18 protein-coding genes and 1 riboswitch are annotated in these 22,590 nt (G+C 69.3%); of the genes, 12 read left to right on the top strand and 6 right to left on the bottom strand.

From position 1 onward, the window contains the following. Nucleotides 1-64 precede the first annotated feature (64 nt). Together ACSFBM_RS09615 and ACSFBM_RS09610 are read left to right on the top strand one after the other, a co-directional pair. Nucleotides 65-1,408, top strand: a complete 1,344-nt coding sequence (locus ACSFBM_RS09615) for a dicarboxylate/amino acid:cation symporter (RefSeq protein ID WP_435484144.1) — start codon at nt 65-67, stop codon at nt 1,406-1,408. Between the two features lie 174 nt (nt 1,409-1,582). Beyond that, nucleotides 1,583-3,289, top strand: coding sequence for a cation:proton antiporter domain-containing protein (locus ACSFBM_RS09610; RefSeq protein ID WP_435484143.1), 1,707 nt, complete (start codon nt 1,583-1,585; stop codon nt 3,287-3,289). A 26-nt stretch (nt 3,290-3,315) separates the two neighbouring features. Here the strand turns inward: ACSFBM_RS09610 and ACSFBM_RS09605 are convergent, their stop codons facing one another. Next, nucleotides 3,316-3,720, bottom strand: coding sequence for a hypothetical protein (locus ACSFBM_RS09605; RefSeq protein ID WP_435484142.1), 405 nt, complete (start codon nt 3,718-3,720; stop codon nt 3,316-3,318). A gap of 161 nt (nt 3,721-3,881) precedes the next feature. Here ACSFBM_RS09605 and ACSFBM_RS09600 point away from each other — a divergent pair, with 161 nt between their 5' ends. The 9 genes from ACSFBM_RS09600 to ACSFBM_RS09560 all read left to right on the top strand — a co-directional run bounded on the left by ACSFBM_RS09600 (nt 3,882) and on the right by ACSFBM_RS09560 (nt 16,235). After that, nucleotides 3,882-4,136: a hypothetical protein gene (locus tag ACSFBM_RS09600; protein WP_435484141.1), complete on the top strand. Its 255-nt coding sequence runs from the start codon at nt 3,882-3,884 to the stop codon at nt 4,134-4,136. Nucleotides 4,137-4,173: 37 nt separating this feature from the next. After that, a riboswitch (cobalamin riboswitch) is annotated at nt 4,174-4,450 on the top strand. A 243-nt stretch (nt 4,451-4,693) separates the two neighbouring features. Beyond that, nucleotides 4,694-6,796, top strand: coding sequence for a TonB-dependent receptor (locus ACSFBM_RS09595; protein WP_435484140.1), 2,103 nt, complete (start codon nt 4,694-4,696; stop codon nt 6,794-6,796). Nucleotides 6,797-6,816: 20 nt separating this feature from the next. Next, nucleotides 6,817-8,352: a PepSY domain-containing protein gene (locus tag ACSFBM_RS09590; protein ID WP_435484139.1), complete on the top strand. Its 1,536-nt coding sequence runs from the start codon at nt 6,817-6,819 to the stop codon at nt 8,350-8,352. Between the two features lie 47 nt (nt 8,353-8,399). Beyond that, the gene (locus ACSFBM_RS09585) at nt 8,400-9,077 is read left to right on the top strand and encodes an energy-coupling factor ABC transporter permease (protein ID WP_435484138.1); all 678 of its coding nucleotides are present in this window, start codon (nt 8,400-8,402) and stop codon (nt 9,075-9,077) included. Between the two features lie 124 nt (nt 9,078-9,201). After that, the gene (cobW, locus tag ACSFBM_RS09580; RefSeq protein WP_435484137.1) at nt 9,202-10,269 is read left to right on the top strand and encodes a cobalamin biosynthesis protein CobW; all 1,068 of its coding nucleotides are present in this window, start codon (nt 9,202-9,204) and stop codon (nt 10,267-10,269) included. Nucleotides 10,270-10,288: 19 nt separating this feature from the next. Then, nucleotides 10,289-14,125, top strand: a complete 3,837-nt coding sequence (gene cobN, locus ACSFBM_RS09575) for a cobaltochelatase subunit CobN (RefSeq protein ID WP_435484136.1) — start codon at nt 10,289-10,291, stop codon at nt 14,123-14,125. Then, nucleotides 14,122-15,222 (top strand): magnesium chelatase ATPase subunit I, encoded by a 1,101-nt coding sequence (locus ACSFBM_RS09570; RefSeq protein ID WP_435484135.1) that lies wholly within the window; start codon nt 14,122-14,124, stop codon nt 15,220-15,222. The genes cobN and ACSFBM_RS09570 overlap by 4 nt, the downstream gene beginning before the upstream one ends. 140 nt (nt 15,223-15,362) lie before the next feature. Then, nucleotides 15,363-15,860, top strand: coding sequence for a vWA domain-containing protein (locus tag ACSFBM_RS09565; protein ID WP_435484134.1), 498 nt, complete (start codon nt 15,363-15,365; stop codon nt 15,858-15,860). An 87-nt stretch (nt 15,861-15,947) separates the two neighbouring features. Beyond that, a complete protein-coding gene (locus ACSFBM_RS09560) occupies nt 15,948-16,235 on the top strand; it encodes a DUF1090 family protein (RefSeq protein ID WP_435484133.1) in 288 nt (95 codons plus the stop codon). A gap of 52 nt (nt 16,236-16,287) precedes the next feature. On the opposite strand, the gene ACSFBM_RS09555 is transcribed toward ACSFBM_RS09560, so the two are convergent. From ACSFBM_RS09555 to ACSFBM_RS09535, 5 genes are all read right to left on the bottom strand, one after another. Then, a complete protein-coding gene (locus tag ACSFBM_RS09555) occupies nt 16,288-16,776 on the bottom strand; it encodes an SET domain-containing protein (protein ID WP_435484132.1) in 489 nt (162 codons plus the stop codon). 28 nt (nt 16,777-16,804) lie between these two features. Then, nucleotides 16,805-18,007, bottom strand: coding sequence for a GAF domain-containing sensor histidine kinase (locus ACSFBM_RS09550; protein WP_435484131.1), 1,203 nt, complete (start codon nt 18,005-18,007; stop codon nt 16,805-16,807). Nucleotides 18,008-18,129: 122 nt separating this feature from the next. Continuing rightward, complete coding sequence (locus tag ACSFBM_RS09545) at nt 18,130-19,071, bottom strand: ABC transporter substrate-binding protein (RefSeq protein WP_435484130.1); 942 nt, start codon at nt 19,069-19,071, stop codon at nt 18,130-18,132. Nucleotides 19,072-19,105: 34 nt separating this feature from the next. Next, a complete protein-coding gene (locus ACSFBM_RS09540) occupies nt 19,106-19,957 on the bottom strand; it encodes a PA4780 family RIO1-like protein kinase (RefSeq protein ID WP_435484129.1) in 852 nt (283 codons plus the stop codon). Continuing rightward, the gene (locus ACSFBM_RS09535; RefSeq protein ID WP_435484128.1) at nt 19,954-21,081 is read right to left on the bottom strand and encodes a GNAT family N-acetyltransferase; all 1,128 of its coding nucleotides are present in this window, start codon (nt 21,079-21,081) and stop codon (nt 19,954-19,956) included. The genes ACSFBM_RS09540 and ACSFBM_RS09535 overlap by 4 nt, the downstream gene beginning before the upstream one ends. A 353-nt stretch (nt 21,082-21,434) precedes the next feature. On the opposite strand from ACSFBM_RS09535, the gene ACSFBM_RS09530 reads away from it, so the two are divergent. After that, a complete protein-coding gene (locus ACSFBM_RS09530; protein ID WP_435484127.1) occupies nt 21,435-22,526 on the top strand; it encodes a hypothetical protein in 1,092 nt (363 codons plus the stop codon). The last annotated feature ends 64 nt before the right edge of the window (nt 22,527-22,590 follow it).

Raw genomic sequence — 22,590 nt, 5'->3', positions numbered from 1 at the left:
TGGCTTCTACGAATGGAAAGCGGCCCAATCGCTCTCTACAGTCTTGAACCCTCCGGAGGCATCCATGGAAAACACAACAAGTACACCTGCCAAAAAGCTCCCGATCTATCGCTCCCTCTACGTGCAGGTGATCACCGCGGTGATCATCGGCGTGCTGCTCGGCCACTTCTACCCGGCGGCAGGGGAGGCGATGAAGCCGCTGGGCGACGGCTTCATCAAGCTGATCAAGATGATCATCGCGCCCATCATCTTCTGCACGGTGGTGGTAGGCATCGCCGGCATGGAAGACATGAAGAAGGTCGGCAAGACCGGCGGCCTGGCGCTGCTGTATTTCGAGGTGGTGAGCAGCGTTGCGCTGGTCGTCGGCCTGGTGCTGGTCAACGTGCTGCAGCCCGGCGCCGGCATGAACGTCGACCCCGCCACGCTGGACACCAAGTCGATCGCCTCGTACACCGGCCCCGGCAAGATGACCGGCACGGTCGACTTCATCCTGAACATCATCCCCAACACGCTGGTCGATGCCTTTGCCAAGGGCGAGATCCTGCAGGTGCTGCTGATTGCCGTGCTGTTCGGCTTTGCGCTGCACCGCTTCGGCGGGCGCGGCACGCTGGTGTTCGACGTGATCGAGAAGGGCTCGCACGTGCTCTTCGGCATCGTCAACTACATCATGAAGCTGGCCCCCATCGGTGCCTTCGGCGCCATGGCCTTCACCATCGGCAAGTACGGCCTGGGCAGCCTGTTCTCGCTGGGCAAGCTGATGGGCACGTTCTACCTGACGTGCCTGCTGTTCATCTTCGTGGTGCTGGGGCTCATTGCCAGGTTCCACGGCTTCAGCATCTGGAAGTTCATCAAGTACATCAAGGAAGAGCTGCTGATCGTGTTGGGCACCTCCTCCAGCGAGTCGGTGCTGCCGCGCATGATGGAGAAGATGGAGAACGCGGGCGCGAACAAGACCACGGTGGGCCTGGTCATTCCCACGGGCTACTCGTTCAACCTGGACGGCACCTCGATCTACCTGACGATGGCGGCGGTGTTCATTGCGCAGGCCACCAACACGCACATGACGCTGGTGCAGGAGATCACGCTGCTGGCCGTGCTGCTGCTGACCTCGAAGGGCGCGGCGGGTGTCACGGGCAGCGGGTTCATCGTGCTGGCGGCGACGCTGTCGGCGGTGGGGCATGTGCCGGTGGCTGGGTTGGCGCTCATCCTGGGCATCGACCGTTTCATGTCGGAGGCGCGCGCGCTGACTAACCTGATCGGCAACGGCGTGGCGACCCTCGTGGTGGCCAAGTGGACCAACGAGCTCGACGAAAAACGGTTGCACGCGGTGCTCAACAACGAGACCTGGGTCGAGGCGCAGGACCCCGAGGCGATCGAAGCGGCTCGGACCAGCAAGATGTCCGTCTGAGACTGAAGGTCGCCGCGGATGCGGGGGCAGGGAGCACCCGGCGGCCTGTGCACCCACCCCGAACAGCAATGCCTCAAGTAACGCCGCACGACCGGCGTAGCACAACGACCGGCAGAGTCAACCAGATGGCCGGTTGACACGAAGGGGTAGACATCGTTCCTGCAAAATGCAGCGATGCCCCACAGCGTTTCCCTCATCAACACGATCGCCGCCGGGCTCGGGCTGGCGCTCGTGTTCGGGTTCCTGGCGGCCAGGCTGCGGCTGCCCGCGCTCGTCGGCTACCTGCTCGCCGGCGTGATCATCGGCCCCTTCACACCCGGTTTCGTTGCCGACGCGAGCATTGCGGCGCAGCTGGCCGAAATCGGCGTCATGCTGCTCATGTTCGGCGTGGGCCTGCATTTTTCCCTGGACGACCTGCTCGCCGTGCGCAAGATCGCGCTGCCCGGCGCGCTCGCGCAGATTGCCGTCGCCACCCTGCTCGGCGGAGGGCTCGCCCTGTGGTGGGGCTGGAGCTGGGGGCAGGCGCTGGTGTTCGGGCTCGCGCTGTCGGTGGCCAGCACCGTGGTGCTGCTGCGCGCCCTGGAAAGCCTGGGCATTCTCGATTCGTTCACCGGGCGCATCGCCATCGGCTGGCTCGTGGTCGAAGACCTGGCCATGGTGCTGGTGCTGGTGCTCATGCCGCCGCTGGCCGGCACCCTGGGCGGGCAGAGCGCCCAGTCCGGCCCGGCCGATCCGCTGTGGCAAACCCTGGGCCTCACCCTGCTGCAGGTTGGCGGCTTCGTGGCGCTGATGCTCGTCGTCGGGCGGCGCGTGTTCCCCTGGATTCTTTGGCAGGTCACGCGCACCGGCTCGCGCGAGCTGTTCACGCTGTGCGTGGTGGCCGCGGCCGTGAGCATCGCCTTTGCGTCGGCGGCGCTGTTCGGCGTGTCCTTCGCGCTGGGCGCCTTCTTCGCCGGCATGGTGATGCGCGAGTCCGAATTCAGCCACCGCGCCGCGCAGGAGTCGCTGCCGCTGCGCGACGCTTTCGCCGTGCTGTTCTTCGTGTCGGTCGGTATGCTGTTCGACCCCTCGGTGCTGATCGAGCGGCCCCTGCAGGTGCTGGCCGTGGTGCTGGTCATCGTGCTGGGCAAGTCGCTTGCGGCCTGCGCGCTGGTGCTGGTGTTTCGCTACCCGCTGGGCACGGCGCTCACCGTCAGTGCCAGCCTGGCGCAGATCGGCGAGTTCTCGTTCATCCTGGCCGGGCTGGGCGTGTCGCTCGGGCTGCTGCCCGTGGAAGGGCAGAGCCTGGTGTTGGCTGGGGCGCTCATTTCCATTGCCACCAATCCGCTGTGGTTCAGCCTGATCGTGCCCATGCAGAAGTGGCTGCACGCCCATTCGTCGTTCGCCCGCGGGCTGGAGTCGCGCGACGATCCGCTGGCCGAGCTGCCCCTCACCACCGAGGCCAAGTACCTGTCGCGGCAGGTGGTGCTGGTGGGCTACGGCCGGGTCGGCCGGCGCATTGCGCAGGAACTCGACGCGCACGACATTCCCTACGTGGTGGCCGAGCAGAACCGCGAGCTGGTCGAAAAACTGCGCGAGGCGGGCACCCCGGCCGTGTGGGGCGATGCGGCCGATCCGGCGGTGCTGATCCAGGCGCACATTGCGCGCGCCCGGGTGCTGGTGGTGGCCACGCCCGACGCCATCAACGTGCGCCAGATGATGGAAACCGCGCGCACGCTCAATCCCACCATCCAGACCGTGATCCGCAGCCACAACGAGCAGGAGGCGCGCCTGCTCACGCAGGAAACCTCCGCCACCGTGTTCCTCGGCGAACACGAACTGGCACAGGCCATGGCCCGCGACGTGGTGCAGCGCGCCGTGTCGATGGCAGTGCCGGCTTGATACACACGCCCACCGGCACGCCGGGTTCAGAGATCTTCGATGACCAGGGTGCGGTAGCGCTGCGCCATGGCATAGGGCACGGTGCGCACCGCCTCCATCAGCTTGTCGGCGGTTTCGCGGTCCTCGGTCTTGACCAGCAGCGCGGCATGGCCTTCCTGCGCGAGCTTGGTGTAGGCACGCACGGTGGCGCCTTCGGTGCCGGCGGACGGCAACGGGTCGTCGGCGAGTTCGACGGTCGGCGTGATCTGCGACAGCACGGCCTGCGGCGGCAGCAGGAAGATGTCGTCGCCGCTCATGCCGTTGTCGATCAACTGCTGGCCGACGCGGCTGGCGTCTTCCAGTTTGGCGAACATCACCATCGAGTAGCCCGTCGGATAGAACGCGCCGCCGATGGTCGCCCGCATGCTCGGGTCAAGGCTGAAGGGTTTCATGTTGCCTCCTGGGAAGGTTTTGCAAAGAACAGGGACCCGCTGACGGGTTGCATGTAAAACAGTAGGCCGGGCCACCGGTGTGCTCTGTAGGAGAAGCCCGGTAGCTGTCAACGGCTCGCGTCCTCCAGGCATTCAACACTCAGCCCCTTTTCATACCGCCCATGCCCTCTCCCAGGAACATCGCGCTCACCATCCACGAACTGGAGGTCGGCGAGTTCTATTGGGTGCTGATGGAAGCCGTGGACGACCCCGCCGCAATTCCCGGTGCGGCCGGTGCGGCCGGCGAGCGCACCCATGTCTACACGCCCCTCGAAGCGGCGCTGCAGCCGTATCCGACCTACTCGAACGCGCTGGCGGCCGGCGTGGCCATGATGCGGCGGCTGTTCGGGCCCGACGGCACGCCCGGCTCCCTATAATCCCGCCGGTTCGGTGCGGTAACTTTTTATAACTGCACCCAAACACGGTTCGAAGGTGCCCCGGGTCCATGTCGCATGGCCCTGGGGTTAAACGGGAAGCAGGTGCGCCGCGTCGTTCAAGACGCGTCAAAGCCTGCGCTGCCCCCGCAACGGTCAGCGGATCTGGAAATCCTTACGCGCGAGCCTCTTTCTTGAAGGCTCGGCAGTCACTGCGCTTCGGCGTGGGAAGGCGAGGGTTTCGGTCGTCGTGTGCTCCATTCGGCACACAGCGGCGCTCCGCGAGCCCGGATACCGGCCTTCGCAACCGCCTTCGGACGCAGCGGGAGTGCGTGTCCGGGCCTGCCGCTTCGCGCTTGCGCTCACCGTGGCAGCCCTTTCGCCTCTCCCGTCGCGTCCTTTATCGGTCGTGAGCCTGCGGGGACGCAGGCCGAAGGAGAAGCTACATGGGTCGAGCAACACGGGCGCGAAGTCGCCCGGGCACGGTTACGCGCGTGCCCTTTCATCGGGCGCGGCTGTCCGGTCTTTCACGCCTTTCAGGCCTTTCACTGGGGTTGGGCTTGGCCTTCGGGCCTTGCGTTTCCCTTGCGCAGCCGGCTGAAGCGGCCGACGCCAGCCAGAGCCCATCCCTGAACCCGGTACGGATCGAGGCCGACCGGCAGGCCCCGCTGGCCATCGACGAGCCCACGTCCACCGGCAGCCGGCTCGGCCTTACGCCGCTGGAAACGCCGGCCAGCATCGAGGTGCTGACGGGTGACACCATCCGCGCGCGCGGCGACGTGTCGGTGGTCGACGCGGCCACCCGTGCCACCGGCATCACCGGCTCGCCCGGGCCCGGCAACGGCGGCACCGCGATGGCGGCACGCGGCTTCACGGGCCACGGCTCGGTGATGCAGCTGTTCGACGGCACGCGCCTGTATGCGGGCGCTGGCACCGTCACCTTTCCGTTCGACACCTGGTCGGTCGACCGCATCGAAGTGCTGCGCGGCGCGGCCTCGGTGATGTACGGCGAAGGTGCCATCGGCGGCGCCATCAACGTGGTGCCCAGGAAGCCCACGCGCGGCCCCATCCGGAACGAGGCGCTGCTCACGCTGGGCTCCGACGCCACCCGCCAGGCGGCCTTCGGCAGCGGGGGGGCCATCAACGACAAGCTGTCGTACCGCTTCGACATCAGCCACCGCACCACCGACGGCTTCATGCAGCGCGGCGAGGCCGAGAGCCTGGCTGTGGGCGCGGCCGTGCGCCTGGACGTGTCGCCGCAGCTGCAGTTCACGCTCTCGCACGACGAAGGGCGCCAGACCCCGCAGCGCTACTACGGCGTGCCGTTGATCGACGGCCGCCTGAACAGCCAGACCCTGCGCCAGAACTACAACCTGGACGACGCAGAAATCAAGTACCGCGACAAATGGACCCGGCTCGACGCGCAGTGGACGCCGAACGACGCCGTCACCGTGCGCAACCAGCTCTACCGCCTGGAGAGCAAGCGCCACTGGCGCAACAGCGAGACCTACAGCTTCAACGCCACCACGCGCCGCGTGACGCGCGGCGACTACCTGGAGATCGGCCACGACCAGGAGCAGATCGGCAACCGCACCGACGCCACCTTCAAGCACAGCGTGTTCGGGCTGGCCAACCAGGTGCTGGTGGGCTTCGACGTGAACCGCATCGACTTCCAGCACAGCAACGACTCGCCCTACGGCGGGCGCTCGGTGATCGACCCGTTCGTGTTCAACCCCGGCTACTACGCCTCGCCCGTGGCCTACACGCCGCGCTACAAGACCAAGACCGACACCTACGCCTTCTTCACCGAAGACAAGCTGGCCTTCAACGAGCAATGGTCGGTGGTGGGCAGCCTGCGCTGGGACCATGCCAAGGTCGCGCGCACCGACCTGCTGAACGCCGCCAACAACCTGGGCAAGACCTTCGAGTACGCCACCGGCCGCCTCGGCGTGGTGTACGCGCCCGATGCGTCGCAGTCGTACTACGCGCAGGTGGCGCGCGCGGCCGACCCGCTCACTTCGCTGATCAGCACCTCGGCCGCGCAGGTGCCCTTCGAGTTGAGCACCGGCAAGCAAGTGGAGGTCGGCTACAAGCGCCAGCTGGCCGACAACCGCGGCGCCTGGACCGTGGCGGCCTACCGCATCGAGAAGAACAAGCTGCTCTCGCGCGACGCCAACGACCCGAACAAGACGCAGCAGGTCGGCAAGCAGTCCTCCGAGGGCCTGGAAGCCACGCTCGACCTGGCGCTCACCTCCACGCTGCGGCTCGAAGCCAATATTGCCAAGCTGCGCGCGCGCTACGAGGACTTCAACGAGGTCGTGAACGGCCGCCTGGTCTCGCGCGCGGGCAACACGCCCAACGGCGTGCCCGAAGAGGCGGCCAACCTGTGGCTCGGCTGGCGCTTCCTGCCGCAGTGGGAGGCCGCCTTCGGCGTGCGCTACGTCGGCCCGCGCCAGGTCGATGCGGCCAACACGCGCAGGATCGGTTCGTACACCGTGGCCGACGCCTCGGTGAGCTGGCAGGCGAACCCGTCGCTCAAGCTGGCGCTGCGGGCCTACAACCTCGCCGACCGCAAGTACCCGGTGTCGTTCTCGAACGGCGGCAACCAGTGGCTGCTGGGCCGGCCGCGCTCGTTCGAGCTGTCGGCGCTGGTCGACTTCTGAAATCCGGCATGAATTCCGGCATGACCTCCGCATGGCGCCGCGCCTGGCCGCGCGTCCGGCACTGGCTCTACTGGACGCACCGGTGGCTGGGCATCGGCGGCTGCCTGCTGTTCGTCATGTGGTTCGCCTCGGGCGTGGTGATGATGTACGTGGGGTACCCCAACCTCACGGACCAGGAACGGCTGGCAGGGCTGGCACCGTTGCGCTTCGGGCAGGCGCAGGTATCGCCCGCTACAGCGCTGCAGGCGCTGCCGCAGGACGTGCGCGCGCAGCCCCCGCGGCGCATGGGGCTGGAGATGCAGGGCGGCAGCGACGCCGGGCCGGTCTGGCGCATCGTCGATGCGCGCGGCGGCCGGCACACCGTGTCGGCGCGCGATGGGCACCTGCACGGCCCGGTCGATGCCGCGCAGGCCGAGGCCATCGCACGCGCCTTCTCCGGCCATGCCGGTGCGCGCTGGGCGGAGACGCTGGAGCGCGACCAGTGGACCGTGCCGCAGGGCCTGAACCCGCTGCGTCCGCTGCACCGCATCGAGGTGAACGACGCGGCCGGCACCGAGCTGTACGTGTCGCAGCGCAACGGCGAGGTGGTGCGCGACACCACGCGCCCGGAGCGTTTCTGGAACTGGCTGGGCTCGGTGCCGCACTGGATCTACTTCACTCCGCTGCGCGCCGATCCGCCGCTGTGGCACGACGTGGTGGTGTGGCTGTCGGCGGCGTGCATCGTCTCGGCCGTGACGGGCATGGTCATCGGCATCCTGCGGGTGCGTGTGCGGCGCAGGTTCCGCAACGGGGCGGTCACGCCTTACGCGGGCTGGATGGCCTGGCACCACATCGCCGGGCTGATCGGCGGTTTTTTCGTGCTGACGTGGATCATCAGCGGCTGGCTCTCGATGAACCCCAACGGCTGGTTCCAGCGCGGGCCGCTCGATGCGGCCGACATGGCGCGCTACACCGGGGCCGGTACGGCGCCGTTCCCGTGGCCGCCGGCCTCGTTGCCGTCGGGCGAGGGCGAGAGCGCACCGCGCGAGGCCGTGCTGCTGTGGTTCGACGGCAAGCCGCTGCTGCAGTTGCGCGACGCGAAGGCGCGCGTGCGCGTGGTCGATGCGGCCAGCGGCGCGCCGGCCGTCATCGGCAAGCCAGACCTCCTGCGTGCCGCCGCCCGCCTGCGGCCCGGCGCCGCCGTGACGCAGGCCGTGCTGCAGACCCGCGAAGACTTCCACTGGTACGGCCACCACCGTGAGCGCGTGCTGCCCGTGTGGCGCCTGCAATTCGACGACCCGGCGCGCACCTGGGTCTACGTGGACGCCGCCAGCGGCCAGGTCGCGGGCAGCAACGACAGCAGTTCGCGCCTGCGGCGCTGGCTGTTCAACGCCGCGCACAGCCTCGACTTTCCGTGGCTCATCCAGTACCGGCCGGCCTGGGACTTCGTGTTGTGGCTGCTGTCCATCGTCGGCGCGGTGGCCTCGGCCAGCGGCGTGGTGATCGGCTGGCGCCGGCTGCGGCGCAAGCCGGGGCGGGCGGCTGCCTCGAAGGGGCTTGCGCAAGCCAGCCCCTGAACCAACAATCAACTTTCGCACTGCGGTGCATTTTCAGGAGGTGCTCGATGCACATCGAACCAGGTCTCGTTGACGGATCCAAGATTTTTCTCAGCTATGCGACGGCCGCCGCCGCGCTGGCCTACACAGGCAAGGTGGCCTTCGATACCCTCATGAAGGACGGCCCTGCCGCCCTGGTGTTGCGCTCGGCCATTGCCGTGGCGCTGGTGTTCTGCTTCTTCGAGGTGCTGCCGCACCACCCGGTGGGTGTGTCGGAGGTGCACCTGATCCTCGGCACGACGCTGCTGCTGGTGTTCGGCCTGGCGCCTGCGGCCATCGGCCTGGCGGGCGGGCTGCTCATCCAGGGCCTGTTCTTCGAGCCGCAGGACATTCCCCAGTTCGGCATGAACGTCACCACCTTGCTGGTGCCCCTGTTCGCGACGGCCGCGCTGGCGCAGCGAATCGTTCCCAAAAACGTGGCCTATGTGGACCTCAGCTACCAGCAGGCCTTCAAGCTGTCGGTGGCCTACCAGGGCGGCATCGTGGTGTGGGTCGGCTTCTGGGCGCTCTTCGGGCGCGGCACGGGGCTCGAGAATCTCAGCCAGATCGCCAGCTTCGGCGCGGCCTACATGACCGTCGTGCTGGTCGAGCCGCTGGTCGACCTGGGCGTGCTGGCGGCGGCCAAGGGCTGGCGCCGTCTGCAGGGAACTGCCTTCGTCGAGCGCCGCCTGTACAGCGCCGTCTGATTCGCCAGGCCCCTCGCTTCTCTTTTCGGGAGCGCCCCCGGCAAGTGCCGCGGGCGCTCCTGCCATTCATCGCTGTGGCCACGGTCGCCATTAGGCCGCCCGGCCGCTGAAAACAAAATCTCCCATGACACAAGCAAGCAACGCCAAGATCCCCGTCACCATCGTCACGGGCTTCCTCGGCAGCGGCAAGACCACGCTGCTGCGCCACATCCTGGGCAACGCCGAGGGCCGCCGCATCGCGGTGATCGTCAACGAGTTCGGCGAGCTCGGCATCGACGGCGAAATTCTTCGCGGTTGCGGCATCGGCTGCGACGATGAAGGCAACGAGCGCGAAGGCGCGCTGTACGAGCTGGCCAACGGCTGCGTCTGCTGCACCGTGCAGGAAGAGTTCCTGCCCGTGATGCTGCAGCTGGCCGAGCGGCGCGGCGACATCGACGCGGTGATCATCGAAACCTCGGGCCTGGCGCTGCCCAAGCCGCTGGTGCAGGCCTTCCAGTGGCCGGACATCGCCAACATCTTCACCGTCGACTCGGTGGTCACGGTGGTGGACGGCCCGGCGGCCGCCTCGGGCCAGTTCGCCGAAAACCCCGCCGCCGTTGACCAGGCCCGCCGCGCCGACCCCAACCTCGACCACGAGTCGCCGCTGCACGAGCTGTTCGAAGACCAGCTCTCGGCCGCCGACCTGGTGGTGCTGAACAAGACCGACCTGATGGACGAGGCCATGCGCGCGCAGGTCGAGGCGCTGGTGCGCGAAGAGCTGCCGCCCGAAGTGAAGATCGTCGCCGCCACCGAAGGCCGGCTGCCGCTGGCGCTGCTGCTGGGCCAGGGCCGCGCCGCCGAGGCCACCATCCACCTGCGCGAAAGCCACCACGACCACGAGGAAGAGCACGACCACGACGAGTTCGACTCGCTCGTCATCGAGCTGCCGCCGGTGGACCGCGACCGCCTGCTGGCCGTGCTGAACCAGCTGGTCGAGCAGCACACCATCTACCGCGTGAAGGGCTTCGTCGCCATTCCCGGCAAGCCGATGCGCCTGCTGGTGCAGGGCGTGGGCCGCCGCTTCGACCACCACTTCGACCGCCGCTGGCGCGACGGCGAGGCGCAGCGCACCCGGCTCGTGTTCATCGGTGAAGACCTGGACGAGGCGGTGCTGCGCAAGGCGCTCGACGAGGTGAGTGCCGTTCCGGCCTGACGCGCGACAGGCTGAACGCATGCACCTGCTGAGCACCCAGCCCGGCCGCTTCGTCGAGGACGACAGCGTCGTCACCCGGCTCGACCAGACGCCGGGCGACATCGTGGTGCTCAGCTCGGCCGACACCACGCTCGCGCTGCTCGCGGCGGCGCGCACGGCACTGGCGGCCACCGACCCCGGCTACCCGTCGCTGCGGCTGGCCAACCTCATGTACCTGAAGCAGCCGGCCTCGCTCGACCTGTACATCGACGAGGTGCTGCAACACGCGCGCGTGGTGGTGGTCGACCACCTGGGGGCCGAGTCGGCCTGGGCCTACGGGCTGCAGCAGCTGGAGAAGCTCGCGAAGCGCAAAGGCCAGCAGCTCGCCATGTTCTCCGGCGACCTGCAGGAGGACGAAGACCTGCTCGCGCGCGGCACCGTGCCGCGCGAGGTGAGCCGCCAGCTGTGGCAGTACACCCGCAACGGCGGCGCGGGCAACGCGATGCAGTTTCTGCGCGCGGTGGCCTTCCACGGCCTGGGCCATGGCCAGGCACCGCTGCCGCCGCGCAGCCTGCCGCAGGTGGCGCTGCATGTGCCGCACGGCATGGGCGGCATGAACGCGGCGCACACCGTGGCTGGCATCGACGACCTGCGCGCCGGCTGGCACGCCGATGCACCGGTGGTGGCGCTGGTGTTCTATCGCTCGCACCTGCTGTCGGGCAACACCGTGGCCTTCGACGCCATGGCCGCCGCGCTGAGCGCCGAGGGGCTCAACCCGTTGCCGGTCGCACTCGATTCGCTGAAAGACCCGCTGTGCCTGTCGACGTTCCGCGAGCTGTGCGCGGCGCACGAGGTGCAGCTGGTGCTCAACACCACGGCGTTCGCGGCGCTGGGGCAGGGCGCGCAGGACGCAGAAGGCGAAGGCATCGTCCTGGCCGGTGACGCCCCGGTGCTGCAGGTGATCGTGAGCGGCGGCAACCGCGAAGACTGGCTGGCCGACAGCCAGGGCCTGCGCCCGCGAGACATCGCGATGCAGATCGCGCTGCCCGAGATGGACGGGCGCATCATCACGCGCGCCATCAGCTTCAAGGGCCTGTCGCACCGCTGCGAACTCACGCAGACCGAGGTGGTCAACTACCAGCCCGAGCCCGATCGCGTCGCCTTCGTGGCCGAGCTGGCGAGGCGCTGGTGCAGGCTGCGCCGCCTGCGCGCCGAAGACAAGCGCGTCGCGCTGATCCTGGCCAACTACCCGGGCAGCGAAGGCCGCATCGGCAGCGGCGTGGGGCTGGACACGCCGGCCTCGGTCATCGCCATCCTGCGCGCGATGCAGGCCGAAGGCTACGTCGTGGGTGGGCCCGATGCCGTGCCCGAAGACGGCGACGCGCTCATGCGCACGCTGCAGCAAGGCATTGCCAACGACCCCGAACAATGGGCCTCGCGCCCTGCGTGGCAGAGCTACGCGCTGGCCGACTACAACGCACGCCTGGCGGCCTTGCCCGACGGCATGGCCGCCGCCATCGACGCGCGCTGGGGCACGCCCGACCAAGACCCGATGGTGCGCCAGGGCCGCTTCATGATCGCCGGCCTGCGGCTGGGCCGCGTGTTCGTCGGCATCCAGCCGGCGCGCGCGCTGGGCACCCTGGGGACCTTGGGTGTGGCCGACTACGCGAGCTACCACGACGCCGAACTGGTGCCGCCGCACAGCTACCTCGCCTTCTATTTCTGGCTGCGCGACGTGTTCGCCATCGACGCGGTGGTGCACGTGGGCAAGCACGGCAACCTCGAATGGCTGCCCGGCAAGAGCCTGGCGCTGTCGCAGGCCTGCTGGCCCGACGCCATCCTGGGGCCGCTGCCCAACGTGTACCCCTTCATCGTCAACGACCCGGGCGAAGGCGCGCAGGCCAAGCGGCGCACGCAGGCGGTCATCGTCGACCACCTGATGCCGCCGCTCACGCGGGCAGAGAACCACGGCCCGCTGCAGGACCTGGAGCGCCAGGTCGACGAGTACTACGACGCGCTGCTGGTCGACGCGCGCCGCGCCAAGGTGCTGCGCGCGCAGATCCTCGCGGCGGTGCGCGCGCAGCACCTGGTCGAAGAACTCGGCATGCCGGGAGCGGAAGACGACGCCGTGCTCGCGCGCGTCGATGCCTACCTGTGCGAGCTGAAGGAAACGCAGATACGCGACGGGCTGCATGTGTTCGGCGCGTCGCCGCAGGAGCGCCTTCGGCGCGACACGCTGCTGGCGCTGGCCCGCTATCCCGCGCTGGACGGTGTGGGCGACAACGCGGGCCTGCTCGGCGCGTTGGCGAAGGACCTGCTGCCCGGCGAGGCCTTCGACCCGCTCGACATCGATGCGGCCAGGCCCTGGCAGGGCGCGCGTCCCGCGCTGCTGCTGTCGGTCAGCAAGGAGGCATGGCGGCACCAGGGCGATACGCGCGAGCGGCTGGAGTTGCTCGCGCAGCAGTTGCTGGAAAAGGGCGCTTGCCCCCAGGAACTGACACAGACCGCCGCCGTCATGCGCCGCATCGAACGCAGCCTCGCACCCGCGCTCGACGCCTGCGGACCGCAAGAGCTGCGCCAACTGCTGCGCGCGCTGCAAGGCCGCTTCGTGCCCCCGGGCCCGAGCGGCTCGCCCTCGCGCGGCCGGCCCGACGTGCTGCCCACCGGGCGCAACTTCTACGCGGTAGACACCCGCGCCATTCCCACGCCCACCGCCTGGATGCTGGGCCTGAAGTCCGCCGCGCAGCTGGTCGAGCGCCACCTGCAGGAGCACGGCGACTACCCGGTGGCCATGGGCCTGTCGGTGTGGGGCACGGCCACCATGCGCACCGGCGGCGACGACCTGGCGCAGGCGTTCGCGCTCATCGGCGTGCGGCCCAAGTGGGCGCCGGGCAGCCAGCGCGTGGTCGACTTCGAGGTGCTGCCCACGGTGGGCATCGGCCGTCCGCGCATCGACGTCACGCTGCGCATCTCGGGCTTCTTCCGCGACGCCTTTCCCAATGCCGTGCAGATGTTCGACGCCGCCGTGCAGGCCGTGGCCGCGCAGGAAGACGAGGGCGCCGAGCGCAACCCGATTCGCGCGCGCATCCTGCGCGAGGCCGCTGCGCTGCAGGCGCAGGGCGCAACCCCCGAGGCCGCGCGCCTGCAGGCCGGCTGGCGCGTGTTCGGCTCGGCGCCGGGCAGCTACGGCTCGGGCCTGCAGCCGCTGTTCGACCAGGGCGACTGGCAGACCGACGAGGACCTGTCCAGGGCCTACGTGGGCGGCAGCGCCCATGCCTACGGGCAGGGCAGCGACGGCGTGCCGGCGGCCGACGCGCTGGTGCGCCGCCTGCGCGCCATGAACGTCGTCATGCAGAACCAGGACAGCCGCGAGCACGACCTGCTCGACTCCAACGACTACTACCAGTTCCAGGGCGGCATGGCCGCCGCCGTGCGACACCTGAGCGGGCAGCAGCCGGCCATGTACCACGGCGACCACGGCAATCCGCAGGCACCGCGCGTGCGCACGCTGAAGGAAGAAATCAGCCGCGTGATCCGCTCGCGCGTGGTCAACCCCAAGTGGATCGACGGCGTGAAGCGCCACGGCTACAAGGGCGCCTTCGAGATGGCCGCCACGGTGGACTATCTGTTCGGCTTCGACGCCACCGCGCGCGTGGTCGGCGACCACCAGTACGCGATGGTGGCCGACGCCTACGTGCTCGACGCGGCCACGCGCGACTTCGTGAGCGAACACAACCCGCGCGCGCTGCACGACATGCTGAGCCGGCTGCTGGAGGCCATGCAGCGCGGCCTGTGGCAGCAGCCCGGCGACTACAAGAACCAGTTGGAAAACCTGCTGCTCGACCACGAGCAGCAGATGGAAGGACTCCCCCGATGACCTCAGCCGCCCCGATGCCGGTGCCTTTTCCCTTTGCCGCCATTGCCGGGCAACCGCTGCTGCGCCAGGCGCTGCTGCTGGCCGCGGTCGACCCCGGCCTGGGCGGCGTGCTCATCGAAGGCCCGCGCGGCACCGCCAAGACCACGGCGGCGCGCGCCCTGGCCGAGCTGCTGCCGGGCGCGCCCTTCGTCACGCTGCCGCTGGGCGCGAGCCTGGAAAGCCTGGTCGGCACGCTCGACCTGGGCCAGGCGCTGGCCGGCCATGAACTCAAGTTCGCGCCCGGCCTGCTGGCGCGTGCACACGGGGGCGTGCTGTACGTGGACGAAATCAACCTGCTGCCCGACGCGCTGATCGACTCGCTGCTCGATGCGGCTGCCAGCGGCGTGAACGTGGTGGAGCGCGACGGCATTTCTCACCGGCATGCCGCGCGCTTCGTGCTGGTCGGCACCATGAACCCGGAAGAGGGCACGCTGCGCCCGCAGCTGCTCGACCGCTTCGGCCTGTGCGTGCAGCTGCGCAACATCGAGGACGCGGCCGAACGCCAGGCCATCGTGCGCGCGCGGCTGGCCTTCGATGCCGACCCGCAGGGCTTTCGCGCGAAGCACGCGCAGGAAGAGGCCGAGCTGGCGGCGGCGCTGGTGCGCGCACGGGCGCTGGTGGCCGATGCGTCGGCGCTGCCCTATGGCGATGCGGTGCATGAAGCGGTGAGCACGCTGTGCATCGAGGCCGGCGTCGACGGCCTGCGTGCCGACCTGGTGATGCTGCGCTCCGCCCGCGCACTGGCGGCGTGGGACGGTGCGGCGTCGATCTCCGGCGCGCATGTGCAGCGCGTGGCGCAGGCGGTGCTGCTGCACCGGCGCAAGCCCGGCACCGAGGGCGCGCCACCGGCCGCGGCTCCGGCTCCCGCCAGTCAAGCCGCCAAAGAGAACACAGACGCGGCCGCGAACAACACCGGCGGCAACAACGACAGCGGCAACAACGACAACGACAACGACAACGATTGGGGCGCCATGCCCCCCGAGCCTGTAGGCATCGAGCGCGTGAAGCCGCTGCGCCCGCTGATCTCCGCGCAGCAGGCCGCCGCAAAAAAAGCCTGAGCCTCCGGAACACCGCACCCGCTGGCGCACGCCAGGGTGACCGGAGGCAGGGCTCGCAAAGGGACGCATGGCATGGCCCCGCCACGTTGGGCACGGCCTTCGATTGGCCGCGCACCTTCGCGGCCCGTGGCGCAGCGCCAATGCGTCCCGAGCACCTGCGCCGTCGTCCGCAGCAGGCACGCAGCGGCACGCTGCATTGCCTGCTGCTCGACTGCTCGGCCTCGATGCGCAACGATGGCAACCTTGCGCGCGCCAAGGGCCTGCTGCTCGCGCTGATGCAGGAGGCCTACCAGCGCCGCGACCATGTCGCGCTGCTGTGCTTTGCCGGCGAGGTGGTCGAGCTGCGCCTGCCGCCGCGCCGCGCCAGTGCCTGGAACGACGACTGGGTCGCGCCCCTCGCGGCCGGGGGCGGCACGCCGCTGGCGCTGGGCGTGCAACGCGCCGGGCAGTTGCTGGCGAAGAGCGAGTCGCGCCAGCGCTGGCTGTGGCTGCTGACCGACGGCCGCTCCAGCGAAAGCCCGCAGCGCCCGGAGGCCGCCGACGTCGCCTGCGTGGTCGACTTCGAGGCGGCCCGCCTGCCGCTGCACCGTGCGCGGCAACTCGCGGCGCGGTGGGACGCGCGCTACCTCACCGTGTAGGGCTGACCGGCGTTTTGCATCGCCGTTGCGTTACCGTGCGGCATGCGCTTCAAAACCTGCTTCCTGTTCCTTGCATTGACCGTGGCGATGCCCGCTTTCGCCCAACCCGCGGCGGTGCCGGACGCTGCGGCCTGCCAGGCAGAAGAGGCATCGCTCGAGCGTGACATCGATCTGGCCCGTTCGCGGGGCCAGATGCTGCGCCGGCAGCAGTTGGCCGAAGCGCTGGGCGCGCTGCAGGCACGGTGCAAGACGCCGGCACCGGCCGGCAGCCGCGCGGCGCGCATCGACAAGCTGGAGCAGGACATCAGGTCGCTGCGCGCACAGCTCGAACGCGCCGAGGAGCAACTGCGTCAGCTCAAGAGCGAGTCGCCCTGAACACGGCGCTGTTGCGCAGCGTGCCCTCGGGCGGGCGGCCGCTCGCTGCGGCTCACGGCGTCGGGGGTGCCACCGCTTCCTCGGGCGCCGCCAGCATCGTCCCGCGGCAGTTCGCCGAGCCGCAATGGCACGGGTACTTCGACGGCGGCGAGCCGTCGTCCGCCGTGAGCGAATAGTCGATGAACAGCTCGTCGCCCGCATCCACCGCCACCAGCGTCTGGAACTTGAGCACCAGCTCGCCGCCTTCGTCGTATTCCTCGACCGCCTCGCAATTCGGCTCGCACGAGTGATTCAGGTGCCGCGTGGCGTTGCCGCCCTTGGCGCCGTCGATGGTTTCCTGGTTCGTCAGCGTGAACAGGTAGGTCAGCTGGTCGTCCCAGGCCTTGGTGGCGATCTCGGCCTTGGTGTAGCGGCGGCCTTCGTACAGGCCCAGGAAGGCTTCGCCCGGCAGGTCGCGCGTGGCGAAGGCGCCCAGGCCGTGCACGCCGCTGGGGCCCACCCGGATGAAAGGAGTGGACGAGGTCTGCTTGCGATGCTTCATGGGGAAAAAGAAAAAACGGGGGATTCGCTCATGCGGTGGGCAGCGTCGCCAGGAACCGGGTGCCGTCGGCAGCGCTGGACGTGACCTGCAGCGTACCGCCATGCCCGGCGACGATTTCCGAGGCAATGTACAGGCCCAGCCCCAGTCCGCCACCGGGCTTGCTGTGCGCGGGCCGCCAGTAGGGCTGGAAGATCTTCGCCAGGTCGTCCGCGGGAATGGGCGGGCCGCCGTTGATCACCGAGAGCACCAGCTTGTCGTCTTCCATGGCGGCTCGCACGGTGATGGGCTGGTCTTGCGCGCCGTGCGTCACCGCGTTGCCGAGCAGGTTGGACAGCACCTGCTGGATGCGGCCCTGGTCGCAGCGCACCGCGCCGTTGATGGCGATGTCGTCGCGAATGTCGAGCTTCGGGTTGGCCGCGCGCACTTCGTCGATGACGTCCTTCAGGCCGGAGGCCAGGAAGTCGGCCTCGCGGATCGTCAGGCTCATGCCCGAGCCGAGCCGCACGCGCGCGAAGTCGAGCACGTCGTCGATCAGCCCCGACATGCGCCGTGTGCTGGCCTTCAGCCGGGTGCCGAGCTTGACGAGGTCGGGTTCCGCGCTGCGGCGCACCAGCAGCTCGGCCGTTGCGCCCACGGCCGACAGCGGGTTGCGCAGGTCGTGCCCCAGCACCGCGATGAACTGCTCGCGCAACTCGGCCGTGGCGCGCTCGGACTGCAGGGCGGTTTCCATGCGCTCCTGGCGGTCTTCGTTTTCCAGCTGCAGCGCGATCAGTTCGGCGAAAGCGGTGAACATCGCCACCACCCGCGCGTCGGACACCACGGCCGGGCGCGGGTCGATGGCGCACAGGTTGCCAAAGTACTCGCCGTTGCTGTGGATGATGGGCACCGAGATGTAGCTCTCGATGTTGTACAGGCGCGGCGTGTGGTGGTTGAAGTACACCGGGTCGGTGCTGGCGTGGTCGATCACCACCGGCAGCCGGGCCATGCGCGATTCGCTGCACAGCGTGGTGCCCACCTGCAACTGCCCGCCGGGCTTCAAGCCGAACTGGATGGTGTCTTCCACCGCGCAGGCGGTCCAGGTGCCGTCGGTCACGCGTGCCACGGCGGCAAAGCCCATGCCGGTGTTCTGGCAGATGACCTTGAGCAGCGAAGGCACCGCGCTGATGCGCCCGATGGCCGCCACGTCCCGCGCAATGGCTTCATCGGTATCGACGCCGGCAACTGGGAGCATGGGGGGCGGAAGGGCGGCGGCAGGGGTCAAAGTCCGGAAATGGTACTTCAGAGGACCATGGCGAGAAACAGCAAAGGACATAGGGTCCGATGCGCGGCAGCCTCAGGGCCGCCAGCCGCGGGTCAGGGTCGGGGCTCGCCCAGCGAGGCCAGGCAGGCCACGATGGCGTCGGCCGCCTCGTCCAGCCGGGGGCCGGGGCGCATCATCAGGTCGAAGCGCGCCGAGGCGAAGCTGCAGACCCGCCCGCGCTGGATGGCCGACATGGCCGACCAGCCGGGCCGTGCGGCCATGGCAGAGATTTCGCCCAGCGCCGAGACCATCAGCACGTCGGGGTTGGCGCGCACCACGAACTCGGGGCTCATCTTGGGAAACGGTCCCAGCGTGCCCGACACCGCGTTGCCCAGCCCCAGGCGGGCCAGGGTTTCGCCGATGAAGGAGCTTTCGCTGGCCGCCGCCATGCCGCCATGCACCTCGAAATACACCCGCCGGCCCTGCCAGCCGGCCGGCACGCGGGCCCGGGCGGCGTCCAGCCCTGCGTCGAGCTTGCGCCAGTAGGCCTCGCCCGTGCCCGGACGGCCGGTGGCGCGGGCCACGGTTTCCATCACGCGGCGCAGGTCGGCATGGGTCTTGGCGTCGAGCGCCAGCACCTTGATGCCAAGACGCTCCAGCGGCTCGGCGGCGCGGCTGCGGGGGCGCAGCAGCACCAGGTCGGGCTTGAGGGCCACGATGCGCTCGATGTTCGCGTCGTCGATGCCGCCCACCTGCGGCAGGCCCTTCACCGAGGCCGGCCAGTTGGCATGGCGGTCGATGCCCACCAGCCGGTCGCAGGCGTCGAGTGCGCACACCGTTTCGGTGAGCGAGGGCATCAGCGACACGATGCGCCGCGCCGGCGCCTGCAGTTCGAGCGTGGTGCCGCGGTCGTCTTCGAGGCGGATGCTCGCCGCATGCGCCGCGGAGCCGAAACCCAAGGCCACGAAGGCGGCTGCCTTCGCGATCTGGCGGACGGCGGCGGAAAGCGGCTGGTGCCAGTGCGGGGCGGGGTTCGGCAGGGCGGGGGAGTTCATCGAAACGGGGCAAGGCCAGGCGGTAGGGGCCCGCCTATTGTCGCGGCGTCTGCATCCGCAGCAGCCGCGCCGCCTCTTCCATGCGCGCGTCTTCCACCTCGCGCAGCACGTTGCCCAGGTCGACCGGACCGGTTTCGCGCACGAAGCTGCCAGTGAGCTCGGTCTCGGGCCGCAGCAGGCCGCGCTCGTACAGCGCCCAGATCTCGTCGCCGTAGTGCGTGCGCAGCAGGCCGGGCTCGTACTGGCCGAAGAAGTTGCGCAGGTTTTCCACGTCGCGCAGCAGCATGCGCTTGGCGTGGTTGTTGCCCGCGGCGTCCACCGCCTGCGGCAGGTCGATGATGACCGGGCCGTCTTCGGCCAGCAGCACGTTGAACTCCGAGAGGTCGCCGTGCACCACGCCCGCGCACAGCATGCGCATCACCTCGCGCAGCAGGCTGGCGTGGTGGCGCAGCGCGTCTTCGGGTGAGAAGGCCACGTCGTTCAGGCGCGGCGCCGCGTCGCCGTTGGCGTCGGTCACCAGGTCCATCAGCAGCACGCCTTCCAAGAAGTTGTGCGGCGTGGGCACGCGCACGCCGGCGGCGGCCAGGCGGTAGAGCGCATCGACCTCGGCGCTTTGCCAGATGGCCTCGGTCACCTGGCGGCCGAACTTGGTGCCCTTGGCCATGGCGCGCGCCTCGCGGGTGTTCTTCACGCGGCGGTTCTCGGTGTAGTCGACGGCCTGGCGAAAGCTGCGCTTGTCGGCCTCCTTGTAGACCTTGGCGCAGCGCGTGTCGTCGCCGCAGCGCACCACGTACACCATGGCTTCCTTGCCGCTCATGAGCTGGCGCACCACGGTGTCGATCAGGCCCTCGTCGATCAATGCCTGCAGTCTGGGGGGTGCTTTCATGGCCGTGCCTCCTGGGAATCCTGTGGTAGAGCCAGTGGCCGTGCCGCGAGGAAGTTCCTCAGGCTTTCCGTGCCGATCTGGTAGAGCCCATCATGCCTGTGCGGCGCAAAGCCCAGTTGGCGGTTGATGGCGAGCATGGGCGCATTGACCTCGGCGTTGCTGGTGACGGCGAGCGCCACCTCGGGGTGGCGCTCGCGCACGAGCTGCAGCATTGCGGCCTTCACGCCCTTGGCCAGGCCCTTGCCGCGCCAGGGGCGGGCCACGGCGGTGAGGTTCTGGTACATGCGGTCGGGCACGCGCTGGCTCCAGTTGGCGTCGCACACCGCGGCCAGCTCGTCGCCGGCCAGCAGCAGCACGAGGAAGTGTTCGCCGCCGCGGCGGTCCAGCTCGGCATACCAGGTGTGGTAGCCCTCCAGGTCGTAGCGCAGCGGCGGGCGGTCCAGGTTCGTGGTGGGCGCGTCGTCCAGCAATGCGGACATCGGCGCCATCAGCGTGGCAAGCCGCTCGAAGGGCACGCGGCCCGCATGCACCTCGGCGCGCAGGCCGTGGGCGGGTGCGAAGCCTTCGGCGCGCCAGCGGGCCAGCGCCTGCCAGTCGAGACCGGTGAAAGCCATGCGGTTCTCGATGGCGCGGTGTCTTTCTTCGGCGCCGATGGCCCGCAGGAAGGCGCGGCCTTCGCTCAGGTGCGTTCTGAGCGTGGCAACGGACTTGCCGTGCGCCTGCATCAGCGCCAGCAATGCGCGCAGCAGGGCGGTGGCCACGCCGCGCCGCTGGTGCGCGCGCAGCACGCCGCCCCAAACGTCGATGAAGGGCGCGAACGCCTCGTGCTCGGGCGTGCCTTCGCGACGGAAGCTCGCGTTCAGACTGCCGATGAATTCGCCGTGCGGGCCAACGGCCAGCACGCGGTGAACCACGACCAACGGGTCTGTCCGAAGCACGGCGTGCCGCGTGTCCGCATCGTCCGGCACCGGCTCGCCGGGGTGGTCTTCGGCATGGCGCAGGCGCCAGTAGGCAAGGGCGCGGGTCCAGCAGTCTTCGCTCGCGCGCTGGGGATCGAAAACGGTGGTCTCTGTGTGCCGCGCGGCTGCGAGTGCGCAGGCCGTTGCGGCGCGGGTTTCAAGCATGGTGAGCCTTGATTCGAAAAATGAACGGAGCGCCGACGGCACATGCGTGCCGGCGGCGGGCGTTTGAATCGGAGGGCGGCTTGCGAGACGCGGCCTGGCATGGCCGCGCGGGCAGACTGGGCTACACGGCGAACGTGTGAGCGATCAGTTCAGATGAGGCCCGACAAACCGCACGTTGGTAGGGGCTTGAATTGCAGTGTCTTCCATGGCGCACCTCCGCTTTCTGTGTGGTTGTCGAAGCGACGAATGTAGCGGGCCGGCCCGGCGCTGTGAAGTGCCGTGTGGTTTTGGCGCATGTGCGCCTGCGCGCGTGTGTAGCATCGCCAGCGAAATCCACCACGCATTCATCACCCATGGCGAACACGGAACCGGTCTCCCAGTCGAGCTTTCTCTACTTCACGGGCCAGGGCTCGGACAAGGTCTACCAGGTGCACCTGCGCCCCAAGGACGACGGCTGGGTGGTCGACTACGGCAACGGCCGGCGCGGCGGCACGCTGGCCACCGGCACCAAGACCAGCAGCCCGCTTGCCTACGAGGCCGCGCTGAAGATCTACGACAAGGTGGTGAAGGAAAAGACGGGCAAGGGCTACACGCCCGACCAGTCCGGCGCGCTGTACACGTCCACCGACCTCGCCGGCCGCATGAGCGGCGAGCTGCCGCAGTTGCCCACGTTGATCCTCGAGGCGCAGGCGGCGCGCTACTTCGACGACCCGGGCTGGGGCCTGCAGGAAAAGGCCGACGGCGAGAACCGCATCCTGCTCATCGAAGGCGACGTCGTGCGCGGCACCAACCGGCGCGGCCTGTTCGTCGACATTCCGCAGGCCTGGGTCGGCGGTGCCCAGCTGCCCGCCGGCCGCACGGTGATTGCGGGCGAGCATGTGGGCGATGTGTTCATGGCCTTCGACCTGCTGGAGCTGGGCGGGCAAGACCTGCGCGCCGCGCCGTTCATCGAGCGCTTCGGCCATCTGCACAAGCTCGCCGGCCTCGCGCCGTGGATGGTGGTGCTTGCGCTGGAACTCACCCCCGAAGGCAAGCGCAACCGCGCCGCGCAGTTGCTGGCCGCGCATGGCGAGGGCTATGTGCTGAAGGCGCTGGCCGCGCCGTTCAGCGCCGGCCGCAGCAGCACCAGCCTGAAGTTCAAGTTCAACCACAGCGCGACCTGCGAGGTGATTCGCGTCAATGCGCAGCGCTCGGTGGCCGTGGGGCTGCGCGACGAAGCCGGCGCCATGGTCGACCTGGGCAACGTGACCGTGCCGCCCAACGAGGCGCTGCCCGCGGTGGGCACGCTGGTCGAGGTGCGCTACCTGTACCGCTATGCCGGTGGCAAGTTCGAGCAGCCCGTCTACAAGGGCCAGCGGCCGGACATGACGCCGGCCGACGCGCTGCTGTCGCAGGTCACGCGCATCAAGGACCGCAGCGCGGTGCCGGACGACGAGTTGGCCTGACGCACCGCCGCCAGGCGATGGTCCAGTCGCGCGGCCGATTCTTGGTTCTTCCCGCGCGTTCATC

This window comes from Variovorax pasteuri (assembly GCF_051216435.1).
Classification (GTDB): domain Bacteria; phylum Pseudomonadota; class Gammaproteobacteria; order Burkholderiales; family Burkholderiaceae_C; genus Variovorax.
Note: the sequence above shows the minus strand (reverse complement) of the source record. Positions and strands in the feature narration are given on the sequence as shown.

What these genes read in the sequence shown, in the direction of transcription:
- ACSFBM_RS09545 (WP_435484130.1), bottom strand. Translation starts at nt 19,071, where the DNA reads ATGAACTCCCCCGCCCTGCCGAACCCCGCCCCGCACTGGCACCAGCCG.
- ACSFBM_RS09615 (WP_435484144.1), top strand. Translation starts at nt 65, where the DNA reads ATGGAAAACACAACAAGTACACCTGCCAAAAAGCTCCCGATCTATCGC.
- ACSFBM_RS09540 (WP_435484129.1), bottom strand. Translation starts at nt 19,957, where the DNA reads ATGAAAGCACCCCCCAGACTGCAGGCATTGATCGACGAGGGCCTGATC.
- ACSFBM_RS09550 (WP_435484131.1), bottom strand. Translation starts at nt 18,007, where the DNA reads ATGCTCCCAGTTGCCGGCGTCGATACCGATGAAGCCATTGCGCGGGAC.
- ACSFBM_RS09585 (WP_435484138.1), top strand. Translation starts at nt 8,400, where the DNA reads ATGCACATCGAACCAGGTCTCGTTGACGGATCCAAGATTTTTCTCAGC.
- ACSFBM_RS09570 (WP_435484135.1), top strand. Translation starts at nt 14,122, where the DNA reads ATGACCTCAGCCGCCCCGATGCCGGTGCCTTTTCCCTTTGCCGCCATT.
- ACSFBM_RS09610 (WP_435484143.1), top strand. Translation starts at nt 1,583, where the DNA reads ATGCCCCACAGCGTTTCCCTCATCAACACGATCGCCGCCGGGCTCGGG.
- cobW (WP_435484137.1), top strand. Translation starts at nt 9,202, where the DNA reads ATGACACAAGCAAGCAACGCCAAGATCCCCGTCACCATCGTCACGGGC.
- cobN (WP_435484136.1), top strand. Translation starts at nt 10,289, where the DNA reads ATGCACCTGCTGAGCACCCAGCCCGGCCGCTTCGTCGAGGACGACAGC.
- ACSFBM_RS09560 (WP_435484133.1), top strand. Translation starts at nt 15,948, where the DNA reads ATGCCCGCTTTCGCCCAACCCGCGGCGGTGCCGGACGCTGCGGCCTGC.
- ACSFBM_RS09555 (WP_435484132.1), bottom strand. Translation starts at nt 16,776, where the DNA reads ATGAAGCATCGCAAGCAGACCTCGTCCACTCCTTTCATCCGGGTGGGC.
- ACSFBM_RS09590 (WP_435484139.1), top strand. Translation starts at nt 6,817, where the DNA reads ATGACCTCCGCATGGCGCCGCGCCTGGCCGCGCGTCCGGCACTGGCTC.
- ACSFBM_RS09605 (WP_435484142.1), bottom strand. Translation starts at nt 3,720, where the DNA reads ATGAAACCCTTCAGCCTTGACCCGAGCATGCGGGCGACCATCGGCGGC.
- ACSFBM_RS09535 (WP_435484128.1), bottom strand. Translation starts at nt 21,081, where the DNA reads ATGCTTGAAACCCGCGCCGCAACGGCCTGCGCACTCGCAGCCGCGCGG.
- ACSFBM_RS09600 (WP_435484141.1), top strand. Translation starts at nt 3,882, where the DNA reads ATGCCCTCTCCCAGGAACATCGCGCTCACCATCCACGAACTGGAGGTC.
- ACSFBM_RS09565 (WP_435484134.1), top strand. Translation starts at nt 15,363, where the DNA reads ATGCGTCCCGAGCACCTGCGCCGTCGTCCGCAGCAGGCACGCAGCGGC.
- ACSFBM_RS09530 (WP_435484127.1), top strand. Translation starts at nt 21,435, where the DNA reads ATGGCGAACACGGAACCGGTCTCCCAGTCGAGCTTTCTCTACTTCACG.